19 protein-coding genes are annotated in these 22,157 nt (G+C 71.8%); 13 read left to right on the top strand and 6 right to left on the bottom strand.

What is annotated here, in order from left to right; genetic code table 11:
- The first annotated feature begins 44 nt into the window (after positions 1–44).
- The 4 genes from BSB02_RS25105 to BSB02_RS25120 are packed head-to-tail and all read left to right on the top strand — an operon-like array spanning position 45 to position 4,046.
- Complete coding sequence (locus BSB02_RS25105) at positions 45–1,133, top strand: sugar ABC transporter substrate-binding protein (protein ID WP_240506645.1); 1,089 nt, start codon at positions 45–47, stop codon at positions 1,131–1,133.
- 1 nt (position 1,134) lies between these two features.
- Entirely contained in the window at positions 1,135–2,133 is a 999-nt protein-coding gene (locus BSB02_RS25110; RefSeq protein WP_084962491.1) for an ABC transporter permease, read from the top strand.
- Positions 2,130–2,972 carry an ATP-binding cassette domain-containing protein gene (locus tag BSB02_RS25115; RefSeq protein ID WP_084962493.1) on the top strand — a complete coding sequence of 281 codons (843 nt, stop codon included), beginning with the start codon at positions 2,130–2,132 and terminating at the stop codon, positions 2,970–2,972. The genes BSB02_RS25110 and BSB02_RS25115 overlap by 4 nt, the downstream gene beginning before the upstream one ends.
- A gap of 12 nt (positions 2,973–2,984) precedes the next feature.
- A complete protein-coding gene (locus BSB02_RS25120) occupies positions 2,985–4,046 on the top strand; it encodes a LacI family DNA-binding transcriptional regulator (RefSeq protein ID WP_084962494.1) in 1,062 nt (353 codons plus the stop codon).
- Here the strand turns inward: BSB02_RS25120 and efeB are convergent.
- Together efeB and efeO are read right to left on the bottom strand one after the other, a co-directional pair.
- Entirely contained in the window at positions 4,039–5,235 is a 1,197-nt protein-coding gene (efeB, locus tag BSB02_RS25125) for an iron uptake transporter deferrochelatase/peroxidase subunit (RefSeq protein ID WP_084962496.1), read from the bottom strand. The genes BSB02_RS25120 and efeB overlap by 8 nt on opposite strands.
- Positions 5,232–6,404: an iron uptake system protein EfeO gene (efeO, locus tag BSB02_RS25130; protein WP_206184870.1), complete on the bottom strand. Its 1,173-nt coding sequence runs from the start codon at positions 6,402–6,404 to the stop codon at positions 5,232–5,234. Before efeO ends, efeB begins: the two co-directional genes overlap by 4 nt.
- Before the next feature lie 148 nt (positions 6,405–6,552).
- Here efeO and BSB02_RS25135 point away from each other — a divergent pair, with 148 nt between their 5' ends.
- From BSB02_RS25135 to BSB02_RS25165, 7 genes are all read left to right on the top strand, one after another.
- Entirely contained in the window at positions 6,553–7,725 is a 1,173-nt protein-coding gene (locus BSB02_RS25135; protein WP_084962500.1) for a hypothetical protein, read from the top strand.
- A 118-nt stretch (positions 7,726–7,843) separates the two neighbouring features.
- A complete protein-coding gene (locus BSB02_RS25140; protein WP_084962502.1) occupies positions 7,844–9,952 on the top strand; it encodes a serine/threonine-protein kinase in 2,109 nt (702 codons plus the stop codon).
- Positions 9,949–10,797, top strand: a complete 849-nt coding sequence (locus tag BSB02_RS25145; protein ID WP_084962504.1) for a PP2C family protein-serine/threonine phosphatase — start codon at positions 9,949–9,951, stop codon at positions 10,795–10,797. Before BSB02_RS25140 ends, BSB02_RS25145 begins: the two co-directional genes overlap by 4 nt.
- Positions 10,794–12,080, top strand: coding sequence for a VWA domain-containing protein (locus tag BSB02_RS25150; RefSeq protein WP_084962505.1), 1,287 nt, complete (start codon positions 10,794–10,796; stop codon positions 12,078–12,080). The genes BSB02_RS25145 and BSB02_RS25150 overlap by 4 nt, the downstream gene beginning before the upstream one ends.
- Entirely contained in the window at positions 12,080–12,736 is a 657-nt protein-coding gene (locus BSB02_RS25155; RefSeq protein WP_084962507.1) for an FHA domain-containing protein, read from the top strand. The genes BSB02_RS25150 and BSB02_RS25155 overlap by 1 nt, the downstream gene beginning before the upstream one ends.
- On the top strand, positions 12,733–14,076 hold the full coding sequence (locus BSB02_RS25160) for a hypothetical protein (RefSeq protein WP_084962510.1): 1,344 nt from the start codon (positions 12,733–12,735) through the stop codon (positions 14,074–14,076). The genes BSB02_RS25155 and BSB02_RS25160 overlap by 4 nt, the downstream gene beginning before the upstream one ends.
- Complete coding sequence (locus BSB02_RS25165) at positions 14,073–14,885, top strand: transporter substrate-binding domain-containing protein (protein WP_084962512.1); 813 nt, start codon at positions 14,073–14,075, stop codon at positions 14,883–14,885. Before BSB02_RS25160 ends, BSB02_RS25165 begins: the two co-directional genes overlap by 4 nt.
- Positions 14,886–14,938: 53 nt before the next feature.
- On the opposite strand, the gene rpoD is transcribed toward BSB02_RS25165, so the two are convergent.
- Both rpoD and dnaG read right to left on the bottom strand, forming a co-directional pair.
- Positions 14,939–16,042 carry an RNA polymerase sigma factor RpoD gene (gene rpoD / locus BSB02_RS25170; RefSeq protein ID WP_420855883.1) on the bottom strand — a complete coding sequence of 368 codons (1,104 nt, stop codon included), beginning with the start codon at positions 16,040–16,042 and terminating at the stop codon, positions 14,939–14,941.
- 325 nt (positions 16,043–16,367) lie between these two features.
- Positions 16,368–18,212: a DNA primase gene (gene dnaG, locus BSB02_RS25175; protein ID WP_084962516.1), complete on the bottom strand. Its 1,845-nt coding sequence runs from the start codon at positions 18,210–18,212 to the stop codon at positions 16,368–16,370.
- Between the two features lie 162 nt (positions 18,213–18,374).
- Here dnaG and BSB02_RS25180 point away from each other — a divergent pair, with 162 nt between their 5' ends.
- A complete protein-coding gene (locus BSB02_RS25180) occupies positions 18,375–19,214 on the top strand; it encodes a M23 family metallopeptidase (RefSeq protein WP_143591124.1) in 840 nt (279 codons plus the stop codon).
- Here the strand turns inward: BSB02_RS25180 and BSB02_RS25185 are convergent.
- Together BSB02_RS25185 and BSB02_RS25190 are read right to left on the bottom strand one after the other, a co-directional pair.
- Positions 19,186–20,325, bottom strand: a complete 1,140-nt coding sequence (locus tag BSB02_RS25185) for an NAD(P)/FAD-dependent oxidoreductase (RefSeq protein WP_084962519.1) — start codon at positions 20,323–20,325, stop codon at positions 19,186–19,188. The two genes, BSB02_RS25180 and BSB02_RS25185, sit on opposite strands and share 29 nt — an antisense overlap.
- 69 nt (positions 20,326–20,394) lie before the next feature.
- Positions 20,395–21,618 carry a deoxyguanosinetriphosphate triphosphohydrolase gene (locus BSB02_RS25190; RefSeq protein ID WP_084962521.1) on the bottom strand — a complete coding sequence of 408 codons (1,224 nt, stop codon included), beginning with the start codon at positions 21,616–21,618 and terminating at the stop codon, positions 20,395–20,397.
- A 121-nt stretch (positions 21,619–21,739) separates the two neighbouring features.
- Between BSB02_RS25190 and BSB02_RS25195 the strand changes: the two genes are divergently transcribed.
- Positions 21,740–22,138, top strand: a complete 399-nt coding sequence (locus BSB02_RS25195; RefSeq protein WP_143591107.1) for a hypothetical protein — start codon at positions 21,740–21,742, stop codon at positions 22,136–22,138.
- The last annotated feature ends 19 nt before the right edge of the window (positions 22,139–22,157 follow it).

Here is a 22,157-nt window from a genome sequence, read left to right on the forward strand (position 1 = left end):
AGCTTCAGCGGCCACAGTCGAGGAACGCGCGACAACGTTGGCGCATGACAACGTTAGCGCAGACGTTTCAGCAGGAGAAGCACATGATGGCAAAGTACGGCAAGACCGTTGGCGCGCTGGCCCTCACCGGGGCGATGCTGGCGCTGGGCGCCTGCGGCGGTGGCTCCGACACCGGCGCCCAGACCACCCCCGGCGGGCAGGGCGGCGGCGCGATCAAGGTCGGCCTCATCACCAAGACCGAGACCAACCCCTTCTTCGTCAAGATGAAGCAGGGCGCCGAGCAGGAGGCCAAGGCCAAGGGCGCCGAGCTGATGAGCGCGGCCGGCAAGTTCGACGGCGACAACGCCAGCCAGGTGACGGCGATCGAGAACATGGTCGCGGCCGGGGTCAAGGGCATCCTCATCACCCCGAGCGACACCAAGGCGATCGTCCCCGCCATCGAGAAGGCGCGCCGCCAGGGCGTGCTCGTCATCGCGCTCGACACGCCCACCGATCCGCAGAGCGCCGTGGACGCGCTGTTCGCGACCAACAACTTCCAGGCGGGCGTGCTGATCGGCAAGTACGCGGCCGCGGCCAACGCCGGCAAGCAGCTCAAGATCGCCACGCTGGACCTGGCGCCCGGCATCACCGTCGGCGTCCTGCGCCACAACGGCTTCCTGTCCGGCCTGGGCGTGCCCGGCATCACCCAGGACACCAAGGAGCAGGCCACCGACCCGCGCGTGGTGTGCAGCCAGGACACCGCGGGCGACCAGGCCAAGGGCCAGACCGCGATGGAGAACTGCCTGCAGAAGGACCCGGGCATCAACCTGGTCTACACGATCAACGAGCCCGCGGCGCTGGGCGCCTGGACCGCGCTGAAGGCGGCCGGCAAGGACAAGGACGTCATGATCGTCTCCGTGGACGGCGGCTGCACCGGGGTCAAGGCGATCCAGGAGGGCAAGATCGCGGCCACCTCGCAGCAGTACCCGCTGAAGATGGCGACGCAGGGCGTTGACGCCGTGGTGTCCTACGCCCAGAGCGGCACCAAGGCCTCCGGCTACGTCGACACCGGCACCACGCTGATCACCGCCAAGCCGGTGCCCGGCGTGGAGTCCAAGGACGTCCAGTACGGCCTGCAGAACTGCTGGGGCTGACATGACCGCCCCGACGATCGCCCCTCCCGAGCGGTCCGCCGCCACGGCGATCCGTCAGCGCCTCCTCACCGGCTCGGTCGTCGGGCCGCTGGTGGCGCTGCTCATCGCCTGCGCCTTCTTCGCCACGCAGACCGACCGCTTCCTCACCGGCGGCAACCTGTCGCTGATCATCCAGCAGGTGATGGTGGTCGGCACGCTCGCCATCGGCCAGACGCTGATCATCCTCACCGCGGGGATCGACCTGGCCAACGGCGCGATCATGGCGTTCGGCACGATCGTCATGACCAAGCTCGCCGTGGAGTCCGGGCTGCCGCCGCTGCTGGCCGTCCTCGCCGGGCTGGCGGTGTGCACGGCCTTCGGCCTGGCCAACGGGCTGCTGGTGACCAGGGTGCCGCTGCCGCCGTTCATCGTGACGCTGGGCATGCTCAACATCGCCTTCGCCCTGACGCACCTGTACTCCGACGAGCAGACCGTCACCGGCCTGCCGCCGGAGCTGACCGCGCTGGGCAACACGTTCGCGATCGGCGACACCCAGGTCACCTACGGCTCGGTCGTGACGATCGCGCTGTTCCTGCTGTTCGCCTACCTGCTGGGCCAGACCGCCTGGGGCAAGCACGTCTACGCCGTCGGCAACAACGCCGAGGCGGCCCGGCTGACCGGCATCAGGACCAACCGGGTGCTGCTGGGCGTGTACGCCACCGCCGGCCTGGTGTACGGCATCGCCGGCCTGCTGCTGGTGGCCAGGACCGGCGTGGGCGACCCCCAGGCCGGGCAGACCGACAACCTCGACAGCATCACCGCCGTGGTGCTGGGCGGCACCAGCCTGTTCGGCGGGCGCGGCCTCATCCTGGGCACGCTCATCGGCGCGCTCATCGTGGGCGTGATCCGCAACGGCCTGCAGCTGATCGGCGTCCCGTCGATCTACCAGATCCTCATCACCGGCATCCTGGTGATCCTCGCCGTCACTGTGGACCAGATCTCGCGCAGGAGGGTCAAGTGACCGAACCCGTGCTGGCCGCCCGCGGCCTGGTCAAGCGCTACGGCCACGTGACCGCGCTGGACGGCGCCGACTTCGAGCTGCTGCCCGGCGAGGTGCTCGCCGTGATCGGCGACAACGGGGCCGGCAAGACGACGCTCATCAAGGCGCTCACCGGCGCCATCGTCCCGGACGAGGGCGAGATCCTGCTCGACGGCCGCCCGGTGTCCTTCCGCTCCCCGCTGGAGGCCCGGCGGGCCGGAATCGAGACGGTCTACCAGGAGCTGGCCGTGGCGCCCGCCCTGGACATCGCCAGCAACCTCTTCCTCGGCCGGGAGCGCCGCCGCAAGGGCGTCCTGGGGTCGGTGCTGCGCATGCTCGACAAGCCCGGCATGCGCGCCGAGGCCGCCCGGCACATGCAGGACCTCAAGATCGGCATCCGGTCGCTGACCCAGCCGGTGGAGAACCTGTCCGGCGGCCAGCGCCAGGGCGTGGCCGTGGCCAGGGCCGCCGCCTGGGCCCGGCACGTGGTCATCATGGACGAGCCGACCGCCGCGCTCGGCGTCAAGGAGTCGGCCCAGGTCCTCGACCTGATCCGGCGGGTCAGGGACCGCGGCCTGCCGGTGGTGCTGATCAGCCACAACATGCCGCACGTCTTCGAGATCGCCGACCGCATCCACATCCAGCGCCTCGGCAGGCGCGTGGCCGTGGTCAAGCCGGGCGACCACGCGATGTCCGAGGTCGTCGCCATCATGACCGGCGCGCTGCGGGTCGACGAGCGCGACCGGACCGTGGTGGTGGACACCCAGGCGGCCCAGGCCGCGGGGGTATCCGGCGAGCAGGGGCCGAAGGGGACGGCGTAAGATCGCGAAGCCATGAGCGCACGAGTGCAGCGCCCCACGCTCAAGGACGTGGCCAGGGAGGCCGGTGTCAGCATCAAGACGGTCTCCCGGGCACTCAACGACGAGCCGCGCATCAGCGCCGAGACGCGGCGCAGGGTCCTGCAGGTGGTGGACGCCCTCGGTTTCCGGCCCAACGTCCTGGCCCGCCACATGCGGGCCGGCGCCAGGGACAGGGCCGTCGGGCTGGTCATCCCCGACCTGGCCAACCCGTTCTTCGGCTCGGTGGCCGGCGGCGTGGAGAGCGTCATCCGCGACCACGGGCTGACCCTCGTCGTGGGCCCCTCGGACGAGGACCCCGAGCGGGAGCGGTTCCTGGTGACCTCCTTCCTGGACCGCCAGCCGACGGCCCTGCTCGTCGTGCCCACCGCCGCCAGCGACCACGAGTACCTGCGGGCCGAGCGCAGGCGGGGCCTGCCGATCGCCTTCATCGACCGGCCCCCCGTGCGGATGGCGGCCGACTGCGTGGTCACCGAGAACTTCGAGGCCGCCAGGGAGGGGGTGACCCACCTGATCGGGCACGGGCACCGCAGGATCGCCTTCGTCGGCGACGTCCCCGCCGACCTCTACACCCGGCAGGAGCGCTTCCGCGGCTACCGGGCCGCGCTGGAGGCCGCGGGGCTGCGGGTGGACCCGGCGCTGGTGGCCGACGCCCACCGGCAGGACGACGGCGCCCGCGTCACCGGGGAGCTGCTCGCCCTGCCGGACCCGCCCACCGCGATCTTCGCGGCCAACAACTTCGTGTGCATGGGCGCCCTGACGCACCTGAGCCGGGCGCGGCGGCGCGACGTGGCGCTCGTCGGGTTCGACGACTTCGCCCTGGCCGACGCCTTCGACCCCGGCGTGACCGTGCTCGCCCAGGACACCGCCCGGCTCGGCGTCATCGCGGCGGAACGCGCGCTGGCCCGGCTGGCGGGCGACAGGAGCCGGGCGCGCACCGTCCGGCTGCCCGCCCGGCTGATCGCGCGCGGCTCGGGCGAGATCCCCGGCCCCTTGGCGCCGCGCTCAGGGCCGCGCTCAGACGGGCAGGTCAGCTGAACAGGCCGTCGCCCCAGGAGCCGCCGGGCCGCACGCCGCGCGGGCAGGCCCAGATGCCCGAGCCGACGTGCTGGATGTACTCGTTCAGCGGGTCGGAGGCGGCCAGCGCCCGCTGGATCGGGATGAAGCCGGTCTCCGGGTCGCGCTGGAAGGCGATGAAGAACAGCCCGGCGTCCAGCCGCCCCAGCCCGTCGGAGCCGTCGGTGAAGGAGTAGCCGCGGCGCAGGATCCGCACGCCGCCCAGCGAGCCGGGGTTGGCCAGCCGTACGTGCGAGGGCGGGTCGGAGGGCTGCTTGGCCAGGTCGACCGGGTCGTGCTCGCGGACGCCGCCGTAGGGGGCGCCCTCGGCCTTGGTGCGGCCGATGATGTCCTCCTGCTCCTTCAGCGAGGTGCGGTCCCAGGTCTCGATGTGCATGCGGATGCGGCGGGTCACCATGTAGGAGCCGCCCCGCATCCACTCCGGGCCCTCCTCGCCCACCCACACGTGCTTGTCCAGCGCGGCGGTGTCGGCGCCGGCGATGTTGTTGGTGCCGTCCTTGAACCCCATGAGGTTGCGCGGGGTCTGCTCCTGCGGCGTGGTGGAGGACGTCTTGCCGAAGCCGAGCTGCGACCAGCGCACCGAGACCGCGCCGAACCCGAGCCTGGCCAGGTTGCGTACGGCGTGCACGGCGACCTGCGGGTCGTCCGCGCACGCCTGGACGCACAGGTCGCCGTCGGAGCGCGCCGGGTCCAGCTTGTCGCCGGGGAAGTGCGGCAACTTCCGCAGCTTGGCGGGCGGTTCCAGGTCCAGCTTCTCGAAGAACGACGGGCCGAAGCCGACGGTCAGCGTCAGGCGGGAGGCGGGCAGGCCCAGCGCCTCGCCGGTGTCGTCGGGCGGGGCCAGCGGGGCGCCCACCGCGCCGCGCCCCACCTCCTGCCCGGCGGTCATGCGGGCCGCGGCGTCGGTCCAGGCGCGCAGCAGCGCCGCCACCTTGGCGGGCGAGGGCTGGACCAGGTCGAAGGCCGCGAAGTGCAGCCGGTCCTGGACGGGCGTGGCGATGCCGGCCTGGTGGGGGCCGTGGAAGGGCACGACCGAGGAGGCGGCGCGGGCGGGCTCCCCGGCGTCGTGCCGTACGGCGACGGCGGTGGCGACGCCCGCGCCCGCCGCCACGCCCGCCCCGGCGATCAGCCGGCGGCGGGTGAGCCTCACGAGGCCACCGCCGCGGCCAGGCCGGACAGCGGCTCGGCGAGCGCGTTGACCGCGTCGGCGAGCTCCTTGACCTCGTCCTTGGACAGCTCGGTGTAGGAGACGAAGCCGTCGCCCTTCCTGTGCTTGTCCAGCAGCGCGGCCACGTCGGCGAACTCGGTGTCCAGGGTGGTGACCAGGGCCGGGTTCTTCTCCATGAGGATGGGCGTCAGCAGGTCGTAGACCTTCTTGGCGCCGGCCACGTTGGCGTCGAAGTCCCACAGGTCGGTGTGGGAGAACGCCTCCTCCTCGCCGGTGATCTTGCTGGTGGCGACCTCGTCGAGCAGCTCCTTGGCGCCGTTGGCCATGGAGGGGGCGTCGATCTGGGCGCCGGGCAGCTTGGCCTTCAGCTCGGCCAGGTCCGCGAGGAGGCGGTCGCCGTACTTGGCCTCCTTCTTGAGCGTGCCGGGGGCCTTCCACAGCGCCTTCTCCAGGCGGTGCCACCCGGTCCACTCCTGCCCCTCTTCCAGGTCGGCCTCGCGCAGGTCCACCTTGGGGTCGATGTCGCCGAACGCCTCGGCGACCGGCTCGACGCTCTCCCACCCCACACGGCTGGGCGCGTACAGGGCCTTGGCCTTGGCCACGTCGCCCTTCTTGACCGCCGCGACGAACTGCTCGGTCTTGGCGATGCTGTCGTCGACCTGGGCGGCGACGTAGGCCCGGTACTCCTGGACGGCCCGCGTCACCCGCGGATCCTGCTGGGCGGCGACCTCGCCGGTGACCTTGATGTCCTGGCGGATGCCGTCGCCCTTGTGGCCGGGCTTGCAGGCCAGCTGGTAGCTGCCGGCGGCGAGCTGGACCACGAAGTCGGCGGTCGTGCCCGGCTGGATGTTGTTGCGCTCGGAGACGACGGTCCGGTCGGAGCGGTAGACGTAGACGGCCGTCATCTGGGAGCCGTCGTTCTTGATCACGAACTTGACGACGCCCGCCGGCAGGTCGGTCTTGGCCGCGACGCAGCTGGTGTCCGTCGCGGTGAGCGCGACGCTCTCCTTGGCCGGCTCGGTCGGCGTGGCCTGGAGGGCGGCGCTGCCGCTGCCGCTGGCCGAGCCGCCGTCCGCGCCGTCGTCGCCGCCGCAGGCGGACACGGCGAGCACCAGGGCTCCACACAGGACGAGGGCACGCATGGACTGCATCGGCACGGTCTCCTCAGAAGAACCATTAGGTGCTCCTAACTTAGCTTTGCCTTACCTCACGGTCCACATCAGGGGGAGACGGAACCCTGTCGACAAACCAGGCGTTGATCCGATAAATCAGCTCATGACGGGGGTTCCAGGAGGCGCCATGAGCACGCCCATGAGCAGGGAGGGGGCCGACCATGCGCTCAAGGCCCGCAGAGCCGAGCAGGACCGCATCTCCGAGAGCCTGCTGACGCTGGAGGCCGGCACCACCTACCGGCTGCTCGACACCTCCCCGCTGCGCGGCGCCACCCAGCGGCGATGGGCCGGGGTACGGCAGGCCGCCGCCACGCTGTGGGCCCTCAACGACGCCTACCGGGCCACCCTGCGATTAGCCGAGGAGGTCAGGGCCAGGCGCGCCCGCCCCGGCGCCGAGGAGCTGGCCGAGCTGACCGACCTGCTGGCCGGGCGGTCCGTCGCCGTCAAGCCGCCCGCCCCCGCGACCCCGACCCTGCTGCCGCCTCCCGAGGTCCGGATCAGCCTGGACGAGGTCGTGGTCCGCATGGAGGCCGCCTACCGCGAGATCGCCTCGGAGCTGGAGGCCGTCGACGCCGTCTGGTCGGCCGTCTTCCCCCGCCTGGACGAGGCCGAGGCCGCCCTGCGCCGCATCGCCGGCCTGGCCGCCGAGCTGGGCGAGGGCCCCGACGTCACAGACCTCCAGGAGGAGGTCCGGCGGCTGCGGGACGACACGCTGTGCGACCCCCTCGGCGCCGCCCCGCCCGCCGACCGCCTGGACCGCCTCCTCACCCGCGTGCGGGGCCTGCTCGCCGGCCTCGAGCGCGCCCTGGCCGTCAAGCAGGAGTACGGCAGGCGCAAGGAGACGCTCACCGGCCTGATCGCCCGCGTCGGCGAGGCCGAGAAGCAGGCCAGGCTGGCGCACACGCAGGTCTGCGCCAAGATCGCCCTTCCCGCGTCGGCCCGGCCGGCGAGCAGGGCCGAGGAGCTCGCCGCCGAGCTGGAGGCGATCGACGTCTCCCCCGGCGGCTGGCTGGAGCGCGCCGAAGGTCTGGCGCGGCTGGAGCAGGCCGCCGCCGAGGCCGAGGGACGCGCCAGGCAGGCGGCCGGTGCGCTGCTCGGGCTGGTCAACCGGCGCGACGAGCTGCGCGGCAGGCTCCTTGCAAGCCAGGCGAAAGCCGTACGGAAGAAGCTCGCCGAGGACCCCGCGGTGGCCGGCCTGTACGACAGGGCGCACGACCTGCTGTGGACCGCACCCTGCGACCTGGCCGAGGCGGCGCGGGCCGTCGAGCAGTACCACCGCGCGATTGGAGGTACCCGGTGAAGCGCGGAGGGCGCGCCCGCTCTGGACTGAGGAGCGCTTTGGGCGCCCCCAGCGCCCAAAGCGTGACGAGGGAAGGGCGGGCTTTTTGGCGCCCGGAGCCGCCGAACGGAGTGAGGCCATGAAGAACTGCTCGCAGCCTGGTTGCCCGGGACAGTACGACGACGGCTACTGCGACTACTGCGGCCACCAGGAGGCCGCCCAGTCCGCCCAGGCCGCCCAGTCCGCGCAGGCGGCGCCGCCGAGCGTGCCGGTCGGCACGCCGGTGTCGGGACCGGTGACCAGGCCCAGCGGCGCCGGCACCTCCAGCCGCCGCAGGGGCGTCTTACGCGAGGGGCTGGAGGACCTGCCGCCGGTCCCCGTCCGCGACCCGCATGAGGTCGTGCTGAAGAACCCGATGGTCGCCGAGGAGAAACGCTTCTGCTCCAGCTGCGGCAAGCCGGTGGGCCGCGGCGCGGGCGGGCAGCCGGGACGCACCCGCGGCTTCTGCCCCCACTGCCGCCACCCCTACGACTTCGAGCCCAAGCTGGCCAAGGGCGACCTGATCGGCGGGCAGTACCGGGTGGAGGGCCCGCTCGCGCACGGCGGCCTCGGCTGGATCTACCTGGCCTCCGACGAGAACCTGGACGGCAAGTGGGTGGTGCTCAAGGGCCTGCTCAACGCCGGCGACGCCGAGGCGCTGGCGGCGGCCGAGGCCGAGCGGCGCTTCCTCATCACGGTCGACCACCCCAACATCGTCAAGATCATCAACTTCGTGCGGCACCTGTCGGCCGGCTACATCGTCATGGAGTACGTCGGCGGCCCGTCGCTGGCCGAGCTGCGCAAGGCCGGACTCATCCCGCTGACCGAGTCCATCCGCTACGGGCTGGAGATCCTCAAGGCGCTGGGCTACCTGCACGAGAACGGCCTGGTGTACTGCGACTTCAAGCCGCCCAACGCCATCCGCGTGGGCAAGCAGCTCAAGCTCATCGACCTGGGCGCGGTCCAGCGCCTCGGCTCGCCGCCCGGCACCTCCTGGCACACGTTCGGCTACAGCGCCCCGGAGATCGAGACCCAGCCCGCCACCGTCACCACCGACCTGTACACCGTCGCCAGGACGCTGGCCGCCCTCAGCGTCCCCGGCTTCAGCCCGACCACCCGCGGCAAGGTCAACCCCATCCCGGCCGACTGCGGCAACGACTCCTTCCGCCGGGTGCTGCTGCGCGCCACCGACCCCGACCCCCTGCGCCGCTTCCAGAGCGCCGAGGAGTTCGCCGAGCAGCTCACCGGCGTGCTGCGGGAGATCACCGCCGCGCAGGAGGGCGTGCCGTACCCGGCCCCCTCGCAGCGCTTCGGCCCCGAACGGCTCACGCCCGGCCAGGTGCTCGAGCCCCCGGGGCCCGCCTGCCTGCCCGCGCCGCCGGCCGACCCCGACGACCCGGCCGCCGCCGCCCTGGCCGGGCTGATCGCCCGCGACCCGGCCGAGCTCGCCGCCCAGCTGGAGGCGCTGCCGCCCACGCCGGAGGCGCTGCTGGCCAAGGCGCGGATCCTGGCCGAGAACGGCCTGCCCGGCACCGGCGAGGCGCTCTCCGCCGCCGCGGCGGCGTTACCCGGCGACTGGCGGGTGACCTGGTGCATGGCCGTGCACGCCCTCGCCGAGGGCCGCGCGCGTGAGGCGATGGACCTGTTCGACACGTGCCTGTCGGTCCTGCCCGGCGAGCTCGCGCCCAAGCTGGCCCTGGGCCTGGCGGCCGAGCACGCCGGCCAGGACCCCACCCGCTGGTACCAGGTCGTCTGGCACACCGACCACGCCTACGTCGGCGCCGCGTTCGGCCTGGCCAGGACCCACCTGGCGGCCGGCCGCCGCGACGAGGCCATCGCCGTGCTGGAGCAGGTGCCGCGCAGCTCCAGCCACCACGCCGCCGCCCAGCTGACCATCGTCGAGACCGTCGCCCGCGCCCCGGCCGGGCCCCAGGAGCTGGCCCAGGCCGTCCAGCGGCTGGACGACCTGCCCGACCTGGACGCCCGGCGGCGCGACCTGCTGACCGCCGCGCTGCTGGAGGCCGCCCTGCCCCTGGCCGGGCCGGGCGCGCAGGGCCTCCGGCTGGCCGGCGTCCCCTTCACCGACACCGGCCTGCGCCAGGAGCTGTCCAACCGGTACCGCAGGCTGGCCAAGGCCGCCGCCACCCGGCAGGACCGCCACGCCTACGTGGACCGGGCCAACGCCGTACGACCCAGGACGTGGCTATGACGTGCGCCTCCTGCCAGGCCCCCGTGCTGCCCGAGCACACCTTCTGCGAGAACTGCGGCCACCGGCTCGCCGACCCCTCCGCCTGCCCGGCGTGCGGCTCGGCCGACGTCGACGAGGAGCGCTACTGCCTGCGGTGCGGCCTGCGCGTGCCCGCCGGGCGCGACCACCACGAGATCGAGCTGGAGGGCGGCGCGGCGGGCGTCACCGACAAGGGGCTCAGGCGCCACCGCAACGAGGACGCCATGGCGCTCCTCGCCGGGGAGAAGGTCACGATCGGCGTCGTCTGCGACGGCGTGGCCACCTCGCCCCGCGGCGACGAGGCGGCCGTCTCCGCGGCCGGCCTGGCCGCCAGGACGCTGCTGGAGGAGCTGTCCGGCGGCGCCGCCCACCACGATGCCACCGTCCGCGCCGCCCGAGCCGCGGCGCGGCTGGTCGCCGGCATGGGCACCCCCGAGGACGCCCCCGCCTGCACCTACGTCTCCGCCATCGTCACGCCGGGCGAGATCACCGTCGGCTGGATCGGCGACAGCCGCGCCTACTGGCTGCCCGACGGCGGCCCACCCGTCCGGCTCACCGAGGACGACGTGGCCGTCAAGGGCGTCCTCAGCTCCTGGCTGGGCGCCGACGCCGAGCCCGTCGACCCGCACGTCCACACCTTCGCCCCCGACTCGCCCGGCCTGCTGCTGGCCTGCTCCGACGGGCTGTGGGAGTACCTCGCCGAGGGCTTCCCCGACGCCGCCGGCACCCCGCTGGAGCGCGCCAGGACCCTGCTGGGCCACGCGCTGGACCGCGGCGGGCGCGACAACGTCACCATCGTCTTGATCCCGGGAGGCCCGGACCGATGAGCTTCACCCTGCACGTGGACCAGAACAAGTACCTGCCGGTGGACGGCACCCAGGTGCACGCCATCCTCACCGTGGCCTCGACCGAGGCGATGACCACGCAGGCGCCGCAGCCGGCCGAGGCCGCCGAGGTGATCATCGTGGACACCTCCGGCTCGATGTCCGGCGGCAAGATCCGCGAGGCCCGCCAGGCCGCCGCCACCGCCGTGCGGAACCTGCGCGACGGCGTGCACTTCGGCGTCGTCGCCGGCACCGAGACCGCCCGCCTGGTCTACCCGCGCGGCAAGGGGCTCGTGCGCGCCTCCGCCGCCACCCGCGCCGAGGCGGTCCGCGAGATCGAGCGGCTGCGCGCCAACGGCGGCACCGAGATCGGGCGCTGGCTCTGGCTCGCCGGCCAGCTGCTCGACCGGCATCCCGGCGCCATCAGGCACGCCATCCTCATGACCGACGGGCAGAACAACGAGTCCCCCCACGTCTTCGACCAGGTGCTGCGGCAGTGCCAGGGCCGCTTCACCTGCGACAGCCTCGGCGTGGGCGAGGACTGGGTGCCCGCCGAGCTGCGCAAGGTCGCCGACGCCCTGCTCGGCACCTTCGACTTCGTGCGTGACCAGCGCGACCTGGCCGACTTCTTCGCCCGCCTCACCCAGACCGCCATGGCCAAGACCGTGGCCGAGCTGGTGCTGCGCGTGTGGACGCCCAAGGGCGCCAGGGTCGCCTTCCTCAAGCAGGTCTCCCCCACGCTGCTCGACCTGACCGGCAAGCGGACCGACGTCAACGAGCTCATCGGCGACTACCCCACCGGCTCGTGGGGCGCCGAGGAGCGCGAGTACCACCTGTGCGTCGAACTGCCGCCCAACCAGGCCGGCCACGAGTTCCGCGTCGGCTGGGTCAAGCTGCTGCTGCCCGACACCCAGGAGGTGCTGGCCGAGGGCAAGGTGCTGGCCGAGTGGACCGACGACCTGGCCCAGTCCACCCGCATCAACGCCAAGGTCGCCCACTACACCGGCCAGGCCGAGCTGCACCAGCTCATCCAGGAGGGCCTGCGGGCCAGGGACGCCGGCGACGAGCAGACCGCCACCGCCCGCCTGGTGAAGGCCAGGCAGATCGCCGACCGGTCGGGCAGGGAGGACACCGCCCGTCTGCTGGACAAGATGGTCGAGGTCGACGCCGAGACCGGGACCGCCCGGCTGCGGCGCGGCGTCAGCAAGGCCGACGAGATCGAGCTGGATACCGGCTCGGTCCGCACCAGCAGGCTCCGCTCGGGACCGGACTCGGGGGCCGCGTGATGACGGCGACGTCCTCCTGCCCCCAGGGTCACACCTCGGCCGACCCGGACTACTGCGACGTCTGCGGCGCCCAGATCGGTGGCCAGCCGGGCGCTTCGGCCCAGGCCTCCCCAGAGTCCGCCGCTGCATCCGCCGGTGCGCCCGCCACGGGGCCCGCCGCCTGCCCGGTCTGCCAGACGCCGCTGACCGGCCAGTACTGCGAGGTTTGTGGCCACGACTCCACCGCCCCCGTCGTCGAGCCGCCTCCCGTCACGGCGTGGGAGGCCGTCGTGGCCGCCGACCGCGCCTACTTCGAGCAGGTCATCGCCGAGGGCGGCCCCGACGCGGGCGCCGTCGTGTTCCCGCCCTACTGCCCCGAACGCTCCTACGCGCTGTCCGGCCCCCAGGTGCGCATCGGCCGCGGCAGCCGCTCGCGCGGCACCAAACCGGAGATCGACCTCGGCGAGCCGCCGCCCGATCCGGGCGTGTCCCACCTGCACGCCGTCCTGCTGGCCCAGCCCGACGGCACCTGGACGCTCGTGGACCCCGGTTCCTCTAACGGCACGCGCCTGAACGGCAAGCCGCTCCAGGTCAACGTGCCCGTGCCGATCCGCGACGGCGACCGCGTCCACCTGGGCGCCTGGACGGTCATCACCATCCGCGGGAGCGCGCCGTGACCGCCCTCCAGGCCCCGCCCGCGCCCACGCCCGCACCCGCGGCCCGGGTCTCCACGCCCCGCCGGGTGCGCACCCTGGCCGGTGCCACGCTGCTGGCCATGGCGCTGCTGCTCGGCGCGGTCGTGACCGGCGCCGGCTTCACCGGCGCCGGGCTGCGCACCATCGGCCACGACGCCGGCCCGCAGGTGCTCGCCACCATCGGCCTGCACAGGCACCTGTCCCAGATGGACGCCCTGGTCGCCGAGTCGCTGCTGCTCGGCAAGGAGTACGGCCCGCAGCAGCAGGCCGGCCTGACCGCCTACGACCAGTTGCGCAAGGAGGTCGCCCACGAGTTGCTCAAGGCCTATGAGCTGGCCTTGGACAACGTCACCGAGCAGCGCACGGTGGAGGCGCTCGTCGAGGGGCTGGGCCGCTACGAGCGGCTGGCCGCCCAGGCGCGGCTGCTCAACGCGCAGTCGGGGCACACCACCGGCGGGCCGCCGGACAACGTGGTGGAGGTCTACCGCAAGGCCACCGACCTCATGCACCGCGAGCTGCTGCCCCAGGCGTACAACCTGACGCTGGAGACCGGCACGATCGTGCGGCGCGCACACGACGCCGAGCGGTCGGCGACCGCGCTGGCCAGGGCGAGTGTCGTGGTGGCCGGGCTGCTGGCGCTGGGCTGCCTGCTGTCGCTGCAGGTCTACCTGACCCGCCGTTTCCGCCGGGTGTTCGCGCCCGCCCTGGTGGCGGCGACAGTGCTGACAGTCGCCGGGCTGGCGGCCGGCGTGACACTGCTGAACCGGCAGACGGAGTCGCTGAACGAGGCCAAACGCCACGGCTTCGACCAGGTGCTGACGTTGACCAGGGCGCGGGCGCTCAGCATGAACATGCTCGGCGACCAGAGCCGCTACCTGCTGGACAAGGGCCGCAAGGACACCTACGAGCACACCTTCCTCGACAAGGCGCGCACCGTGGTGGCCGTGAAGTCCACCAGCCTGCCCGACTACCAGGCCAAGCTGAACGACGCCTTCGGCGGCATGCTGGGCGGCGTCGCCGGCCCGGACCGGCAGCGGCTGTTCGCCACCTACCAAGCGTTCCAGCAGGCCGACGCACGCATGCGCACGATGAAGAAGGACGCGGCGATCAAGTTCTGGGACGGCGAGCTCACCCAGGCGTTCGAGAGCTACGACAAGGCGCTGGAGGAGCTGGTCCGGCGGCACGAGTCCGTCTTCGAGGCGGCCATCGACAGAGGTGACGGCGCGCTGGGCGCGCTGTGGCGGCTGGTGCCCGCCGGGCTGGTGGCGGCGGCGCTGCTGGTGCTGGCCGGGATCTGGCCCCGACTCAAGGAGTACCGGTGAGAAGGCTGCCGATCTTCGTGACTCTGCTGGTCACCGCGCTGCTGGCGACGGCCTGCGGGGGCGGGCGACCGGAGTCGCTCATGGACAAGGACGAGGTGGTCGTCGCGATCCGCTCCGACGTGCCGCTGATCAGCTTCAGGGGGCCGCACGGCTACGACGGTTTCAACATCGACGTGGCGAAGTACCTCGTCGGCCGGCTGAAGAAGAGGATCCGCTGGCTGGAGATCAAGGCGGGCGACCAGCTCACCGTGCTCACCGACGGGCGAGCCGACATGGTCTTCGCGCACATGTCGATCACACCGGAGCGCAAGGAGAAGATCGACTTCGCGGGGCCGTACCACGTGGACTTCCAGGACATCGCGGTGCGCCCGGCCGACAGGGACGCCATCCGCAATGTGCGTGACCTGGAGGGACGGAAGATCTGCTGGGTGCGCGGCACCAACATCGCCCAGCGCATCGTGGAGGAGCGCCGGGTGAAAGCGGTCATCGTGCCGGCCGGCGACTACAACGAGTGCCTGGACATGATCAAGGACGGCCGGATCGACGCCATCTCCACCAACAGCCAGATCCTGGCGGGCTTGCTCACCCAGCCCGGCGTGGACCTGGAGCTGGTCGGCGCGACCTTCAACGAGCAGCGCACCTCGATCGGGATCAGGAAGGGCGACATCGACGGCTGCGAGCAGCTCAACCGGGCCATCACCGAGATGTACCAGGACGGCACGGCCAGGAAACTGCTGGAGAAATGGTTCGGCGGCTCCGGGCTGGACCTGTCCGTCGTCGCGGTGCCGCAGTTCGAAGGCTGCTCCTAGCGGTACGGCCCGGCCGCGGGGCGCCCCTTCACCAGGCGCCCCGCGGCGGCCCGTCAGTCCAGGTAGTCCCGCAGCATCTGGGCCCTGGTCGGGTGGCGCAGCTTGGCCAGCGTCTTGGACTCGATCTGGCGGATGCGCTCCCTCGTCACCCCGAACTCCCTGCCGACCTCCTCAAGCGTGCGCGGATGCCCGTCGGCCAGGCCGAACCGCAACTGGATGATGCGCTGCTCACGCTCCGACAACGTCGCCAGGATGTCGTCGAGCTGGTCCTGCAACATGATGAACGCCGCGGCCTCCATCGGCACCACGGCGTCCGCGTCCTCGATGAAGTCTCCGAGGTCGGAGTCCTCCTCACCGATCGGAGACTGCAACGACACCGGCTCCTGCGCGATGCGCTGGATCTCCACGACCCGGTCCACCGGCAGGTCCATCTCCTTGGCGATCTCCTCCGGCGCGGGCTCCCTGCCCAGATCCTGGTGGAGCTGACGCTGCACCCTGACGAGCTTGTTGATCGTCTCCACCATGTGCACCGGGATGCGGATGGTCCGCGCCTGGTCGGCTATCGCCCGCGTGATCGCCTGCCGGATCCACCACGTGGCGTAGGTGGAGAACTTGTAGCCCTTGGTGTAGTCGAACTTCTCCACCGCGCGGATCAGGCCCAGGTTGCCCTCCTGGATCAGGTCGAGGAAGAGCATGCCACGGCCCACGTACCGCTTGGCGATCGACACCACCAGGCGCAGGTTCGCCTCGATCAGCCGCTGCTTGGCCCGGATCCCCTCCCAGACCAGCTCCTGCAGCTCGGGATGAGCCAGCGGCGAGACCCCGTTGGCCAGCTTGTCCTCCGCGAACAGACCGGCTTCGATCGCCTTGGCGAGTTCCACCTCCTCCTCGGCGGTGAGCAGCGGCACCCGCCCGATCTCCCGCAGGTAGATGCGGACCAGATCGCTCGTCGGCGCCCGCTTGCCTACGTCTTCCTCATCGGCGCGGGACAGGTCGTCGTCGCCCTGCGGCTCCAGCACCTCCACGCCGTTCTCGGCGAGCATCCGCACGACACGCTCCAGCGCGTCGGAGGGAAGCTCGGTTCGGTCGAGCGCGGCTGCGACGTCATCGACGGTTACGCTCCCGCGCTCCCTTCCTTTCGCGACGAGGTCCGCCACCTGGTCTACCGATGGCGGTCCACTTGGCAGCACCGATGCACCCACGGGACACAGTCTGCAGTATTGGTTCGCGAAAATGGCAGACCCATTTTTGTCACAGAAGGTAAGACCTGCATCATTACCAAATCGAGATGTTATTGGGGTTTGCCGGGAGAAGATCGGGAAATCAAAGATATTTGCGCGGTCACCATGTCACGCCCGACGTCAGAGCCGAGGTCAGGGCGTCATCTCTGTATGCCGTGATCACGCATGACGGGCCGATAATTTCACGCCGGCGACGTTTCGGATGTCAAACAGGGCCCCCGCCCTCCCGGCCCGGCGGAACTCAGGCCGAACCGGCCGCCCGCTCCCTCAGCACCCGCCGCTGCTGCTCCAAAGCCACCAGCTCCCCGAACAGCCGGTTGTACTCCGCCTGCTCCTCCACCGGATTCAGCCGCTGCATCCGCGACTTGGCCTGCGCGATGGCCCGGTCGATCGACACCGCCTCGATGGCCGCCAGCATCCCGTTGGCGTAACGCTCCTCCAGCTCCGCGTCCGCCTGGATCGGCTCCACCGCGAAGCGCGTCACCAGCGCCCGCACCGCATCGTCCGCCGCGTGCTCCAGCAGCCGGTCCACCCACTCCCGCCCGCCGTGCCCCGCCGAACCGGTCCCCCCCGCCTCGGCGATCACCTTGTGCACCGCCACATGGTCGGGCGCCGTGAACGCCTGCGCGTCCAGCGCGTCGAAACGCGGCCCCAGCAACACCGGACGCTGCACCGCCAGCTTCAGCAACTCCGCCTCGACCTTCACGTGCGGATCGACCGGCGCCGGACGCGGCGCCCGCTGCGGACGCCGCGACTGCGCATGGCTCACCTCGGCGATGCGCTGCATCACGAACCGCTCGTCCATGAACCCCAGCCACCGGTCCAGGTCGATCGCGTACCGCTTGCGCAGCCCCACATCCTTGATCCCCGCCACGATCGGCGCGGCGGCGTCCAACGCCGCGATCTTCCCCTCGTTGCTGCGCAGGTCATACCGCGCGATCGTGCTGCGGATCGCGAACTGGAACAACGGCTCCCGGCTCGCGATCAGATCACGCACCGCCGCGTCCCCCTGCTTGATCCGCAACTCACACGGATCCAGCCCGTCCGGCTGAACCGCCACATACGTCTGCGTCACGAACTTCTGCTCATCCGCGAACGCCCGCAACGCGGCCTTCTGCCCCGCCTCGTCCCCGTCGAAGGTGAAGATCACCTCACCGCGGAACTCCGCCTGGTCCAGCAAGAAGCGCCGCAACACCTTGATGTGCTCCTCGCCGAACGCCGTCCCGCAGGTCGCCACCGCCGTCGGCACACCCGCCAGATGACAGGCCATCACATCGGTGTACCCCTCGACGATCACCGCCTGCGACCGCTTGGAGATCTCCCGCTTGGCCAGGTCGATGCCGTACAACACCTGGCTCTTCTTGTACAACGGCGTCTCGGGCGTGTTGAGATACTTCGGCCCGTCGTCACCGTCGAGCAGCTTGCGCGCCCCGAAACCGATCACATCCCCCGTCGCGTCCCGGATCGGCCACACCAACCGCCCACGGAACCGGTCGATCGGCCCCCTGCGCCCTTCCTTCGCCAGCCCGCCCTTGACGATCTCCTCCGCGGCGAACCCCCGCCCCATCAGATGCCGGGTCAACGCCTCCCACTCGTTGGGCGCATACCCCACACCGAACCGCTCGGCGTCGGCCCGCTCGAACCCCCGCTCCGCCAGGAACTTCCGCCCCGGCGCCGCCTCCGGCGCCAGCAACCGCTCGGCGTAGAACTCCGCGGCCACCCGATGCGCCTCGATCAGCCTCGCGCGCTCCCCCTGGTCGCGCTTGGGCACGTAGCCGCCCTGCTCGTACTGCAGCTGGATCCCGGCCCGCTGCGCCAGCCGCTCGACCGCCTCGGTGAAGGACAGGTGCTCGATCTTCTCGACGAAGGTGATGACATCGCCACCTTCCCCGCAACCAAAACAGTAGAACATGCCGCGCTCGGGCGTGACGTTGAACGACGGGCTCTTCTCGTCGTGGAAGGGGCAAAGGCCCTTGAGGTTGCCGCCTCCGGCGTTGCGGAGCTGTACATACTCCCCGACGACGTGGTCGATCGGCGAGCGCTCGCGAACGAGTGCGATGTCGACGTCACGGATCCGGCCAGCCACGCCGTGAGTCTATTGCTCCTGGCCGACACAAATCCCCCCTGTCCCCAGGACATCGCCGGGTGCCTGCCGCCTCGCCGGGTTGTGGAAACCGGCCATGCCGGGTCGCCGGGTGGGCTAGAAAGGTAAAGGTTGTCCTCAGATACGGTGACACGGGTGGAGATCATGCGATCGGGGCGAAGAGGTGGGCTCGCGGCCGTGGCCGGAGCGCTGGTGCTCACCGGTGGTTGTGCCGCCCAGGGGACCGGGGTGGCCGGGGTGAGCACGAAGGCGCCGCCGACGGCGGCGGTGGCCAGCCCGTCGGTGACCGCGACGATCCCCCAGCCGACGCCCCAGCCGCAGGCGGCCGCCGACAAGCAGGATCCGGTGCGGGTGCCGCCGCCGAAGCTGTCGAAGTACTCCTACGTGTTCCCGGTCAAGGGGTGCCGGGTGACGTACCAGCGCAAGCTGCTCGTCCTGCCGAAGACGACGATCTGGGCGGCGAAGGGGTGCGCGTTCGTGGCGCCGATCGGCGGCGTGGTGGACGAGGTCAACGCCCAGAACAAGTGGCGTCCGTCGGTCGACTCCGGTCCGACGCGCGAGGGCCGGTTCGTGACGATCGTCGGTGACGACGGCGTGCGCTACCTGGGCGGCCACCTGGACGAGATCACCGAGGGGATCAGGCCGGGCGTGCGGGTCAGGGCGGGCCAGACGCTGGGGACGGTGGGCAACTCGGGCAACGCCCGCGACACCGCGCCGAACCTGTACTTCGCGATCTCGTGGAAGACCGGTCCGAAGTACTGGTGGGTACGGCGGGGCATGGTCAATCCCTGGAACTACCTGGACGCCTGGCTGAACGGCAATCCCACGCTGTCACCGCGTGAGGAGACCCTCGCCCTGCGGGCCCGGCTGGGTGAGACGCCCAGGTGCACGGTCCAGTGTTCGGCGCGGAAGGCGCCCAAGCCGGAGCCGTCGCCGCCGCCGGAGGACGAGACCGTCACCCAGTGGTGGCCGCCTCCGCCCTGATGCGGTCCTGGATCTCCTGGACGACGTCCCAGACGTTGACGTTCATCCCGGCCACGACCCGGCCGTCGCGCCTCCAGTAGGCGATGAACTCCAGGTCGTCGACCGAGCCTTCGTAGGAGACGCTGTCGTAGCCGGTGATGTCGCCGGAGAACTCCATGCCGAGTTCGAACTGGTCGGTGTAGAAGTACGGCACGCGGTCGTAGACGACGTCCTGGCCGAGCATGGCGCGTGCGGCGGCGGGGCCGCCGTTGAGCGCGTTGGCCCAGTGCTCGACGCGCAGGCGCCTGCCGTACAGCGGGTGGTAGAACTCGGCCACGTCTCCGGCGGCGTACACGTCGGGGTGGGAGGTGCGCAGGGAGGCGTCGGTGACGATGCCGCCCGCGACCTCCAGTCCGGCGTCGCGGGCCAGGTCGACGTTGGGTGTGGCGCCGATGCCGACCACGATGGCGTCGGCGGTGAGGGTCTCGCCGGTGCTGAGCCGTACTCCTGTCTCGGACAGTTCCTCGGCGCCGGTGCCCAGCCGGAGGTCGACGCCGTTGCGGCGGTGGAGGCGGGCGAAGACCTCGCCGAGTTCGGGTCCGAGGATCGCGTGCAGGGGTGTGGGCCGGGGTTCGACGATGGTGACGTCGCAGCCGGCCTTGCGTGCGGCTGCGGCGGTCTCCAGGCCGATCCATCCGGCGCCGACGATCACCACTCTGCCGCCGCGTGCGAACGCCTCCTTCAGCGCATCGCTGTCTTGGACGGTGCGCAGGTACATGCCGGCTCCGGGGAGGCGGCGCGGGGTGGCGCCGGTGGCGATGAGGAGTTTGTCGTACGGCACGCGGGAGTCGTCGGACAGGGTGAGCTCGTGGGCGTCGAGGTCGAGGCGTACGGCGCGGCGGCCGGGGCGCAGGTCGACGGCGTGGTCGGCGTACCAGGTGGGCGGGTGGACGTAGATCTCGTCGCGGTCGCCGGCGCCTTGGAGGTAGCCCTTGGAGAGCGGGGGGCGTTCGTAGGGGCGTTCGGTTTCGGCGCCGATGAGGACGATGTCGCCGTCGAAGCCTTCTTCGCGCAGGGTTTCCGCGGCTTTCGCCCCGGCGAGTCCGGCGCCGACGATCGCGAATGTGGCCATGGGGTCAGTATCACGCCGGGGTGGCGGCGACTCCAGACAGTCGGCGGCGCGCCGTACGGCATGGGCGGGTCAGCGGTGGGAGAGGCGGCGGTGCCAGGCGACGGCGGAGATGTCGGTCAGCGAGGCGATCTGGTCGATGATGACGCGCGTGCGGGCCGCGTCGTCCGGGGCGGCGAGGAAGGCGGGGCGGAAGGCCGGTTCGAGCGTGTCGGGGGCGCCGAGCGTGATGAGCGCGGCCAGTTCCTGGATGAGTTCCCGCTGCTTGGCCTGGTTGGCGTGGTGGTCGTCGCGTCGCATGACGTAGTGCGCCGTGATGCCCTTGAGCAGCGCGCACTCCAGCCGGGCGGTGCGCGGGACGACCAGGTCGGCGCGGTGGCGCAGGCCGTACGCCTCCTTGGTGGCGGCCTGGGCGGCGCGGCAGAAGCGGCCGATGAGCCCGCTGGTGAGGGCCTTGAGCCCGGCGAGGTCGGCGAGGGTGGCCTCGAAGCGGCGCGGCCACAGCGGGTCGGCGACGAGCCTGGCGAAGACCTCCTCCAGCTCGGCCAGGGAGGCGTCGGGGGCGTAGACGCGGCGTGTGACCTCGCAGACCTCCGTGCGTTCGGCGGGCGACTGGAGGGCCGAGGGGGTGACGTGGCCGATGTGGATGGCGTCCTCGAGGTCGTGGACCGAGTAGGCGACGTCGTCGGCCCAGTCCATGATCTGCGCCTCGAAGCTGACGCGGCCGGGCGGCGCGTCCTGCCGGATCCAGGTGAAGACGGGCAGGTCGTCGTCGTAGACGCCGAACTTGGGGGATTCGCCGCGGGTCCAGGGGTACTTCATGGAGGCGTCGAGCGCGGCACGGGTGAGGTTGAGCCCGGCGCTGCGGCCGTCCTCGGTGATGACCTTGGCTTCCAGCCGGGTGAGCAGGCGCAGGCTCTGGGCGTTGCCCTCGAAGCCGCCGCAGGAGGCGGCGAGCTGGTCCAGGACGAGTTCGCCGTTGTGGCCGAAGGGCGGGTGGCCGAGGTCGTGGGCGAGGCAGGCGGTCTCCACCAGGTCGGGGTCCACGCCGAGTGAGGCGCCCATCTCCCTGCCGACCTGGGCGCATTCCAGCGAGTGGGTGAGCCGGGTGCGCGGCACGTGCTGGCCGCCGCCGATGGACTCGCCGGGCCCGACGACCTGGGTCTTGGCGGCGAGCCTGCGCAGTGCGGCGCAGTGGAGGACCCGGGCGCGGTCGCGTTCGAACGGGCTGCGTTCGGGGCTGCCGGGCGGTTCCGGCACCCATCGCGCCTGGTCGTGTTCGGTGTAGCCGGCCATGAGACCTGCGATCCTATCCCCGATGGGGTCATCCCATGCCGAACGGCTGGGAAACGTCGGGAAAGCGGTTTGAGTAGGGCATGCTCATGCGCGTACGGCGGGCGTCCGTGATCGTGGCCTCATGACATGGTTGGCATCTCTCGCGTTGGCGGGCCAGGCGCTGTTCCCCTTCGGCCCGCTGTACTCCCCCGACGGCGCGGTCCTGGTCAGCGGCGTCTACCGGGACGGCTCGCTGACGGATCGCCCGCCGTCGGTCCTGGCCCAGGTCCTGAAGTTCTCGCGGGGTGGGTGCGGCTGGGCGGAGATCGAGTACGTCAGTCAGCGGCCCGGCGACCCGTACTACGTCAAGACCTGGGCCAGGACCCCCGAGCTGTGCTCGGAGCTCTACGGCGGCCACACGGTGGAGTTCGCCAAGCCCCGTGAGGAGATCACCTCCGTCACGGTGGCCGCGTGTCACCGGGCCGAGGGCGCCGCGACGGCGTCCTGCTCGGCCCGGCACACGGTGTTCTCCCGGCCTTAGAACGTCCTCCGGTCTTGGA

This window comes from Thermoactinospora rubra (assembly GCF_002093975.1).
Taxonomy (GTDB): Bacteria; Actinomycetota; Actinomycetes; order Streptosporangiales; family Streptosporangiaceae; genus Nonomuraea; species Nonomuraea rubra_A.

Coding starts and splice junctions, on each gene's coding strand:
- BSB02_RS25120 (WP_084962494.1), top strand. CDS start 2,985: ATGAGCGCACGAGTGCAGCGCCCCACGCTCAAGGACGTGGCCAGGGAG.
- BSB02_RS25195 (WP_143591107.1), top strand. CDS start 21,740: ATGACATGGTTGGCATCTCTCGCGTTGGCGGGCCAGGCGCTGTTCCCC.
- BSB02_RS25145 (WP_084962504.1), top strand. CDS start 9,949: ATGACGTGCGCCTCCTGCCAGGCCCCCGTGCTGCCCGAGCACACCTTC.
- efeO (WP_206184870.1), bottom strand. CDS start 6,404: ATGCAGTCCATGCGTGCCCTCGTCCTGTGTGGAGCCCTGGTGCTCGCC.
- BSB02_RS25110 (WP_084962491.1), top strand. CDS start 1,135: ATGACCGCCCCGACGATCGCCCCTCCCGAGCGGTCCGCCGCCACGGCG.
- BSB02_RS25190 (WP_084962521.1), bottom strand. CDS start 21,618: ATGGCCGGCTACACCGAACACGACCAGGCGCGATGGGTGCCGGAACCG.
- BSB02_RS25180 (WP_143591124.1), top strand. CDS start 18,375: ATGCGATCGGGGCGAAGAGGTGGGCTCGCGGCCGTGGCCGGAGCGCTG.
- BSB02_RS25185 (WP_084962519.1), bottom strand. CDS start 20,325: ATGGCCACATTCGCGATCGTCGGCGCCGGACTCGCCGGGGCGAAAGCC.
- BSB02_RS25105 (WP_240506645.1), top strand. CDS start 45: ATGACAACGTTAGCGCAGACGTTTCAGCAGGAGAAGCACATGATGGCA.
- BSB02_RS25150 (WP_084962505.1), top strand. CDS start 10,794: ATGAGCTTCACCCTGCACGTGGACCAGAACAAGTACCTGCCGGTGGAC.
- BSB02_RS25155 (WP_084962507.1), top strand. CDS start 12,080: ATGACGGCGACGTCCTCCTGCCCCCAGGGTCACACCTCGGCCGACCCG.
- BSB02_RS25135 (WP_084962500.1), top strand. CDS start 6,553: ATGAGCACGCCCATGAGCAGGGAGGGGGCCGACCATGCGCTCAAGGCC.
- BSB02_RS25140 (WP_084962502.1), top strand. CDS start 7,844: ATGAAGAACTGCTCGCAGCCTGGTTGCCCGGGACAGTACGACGACGGC.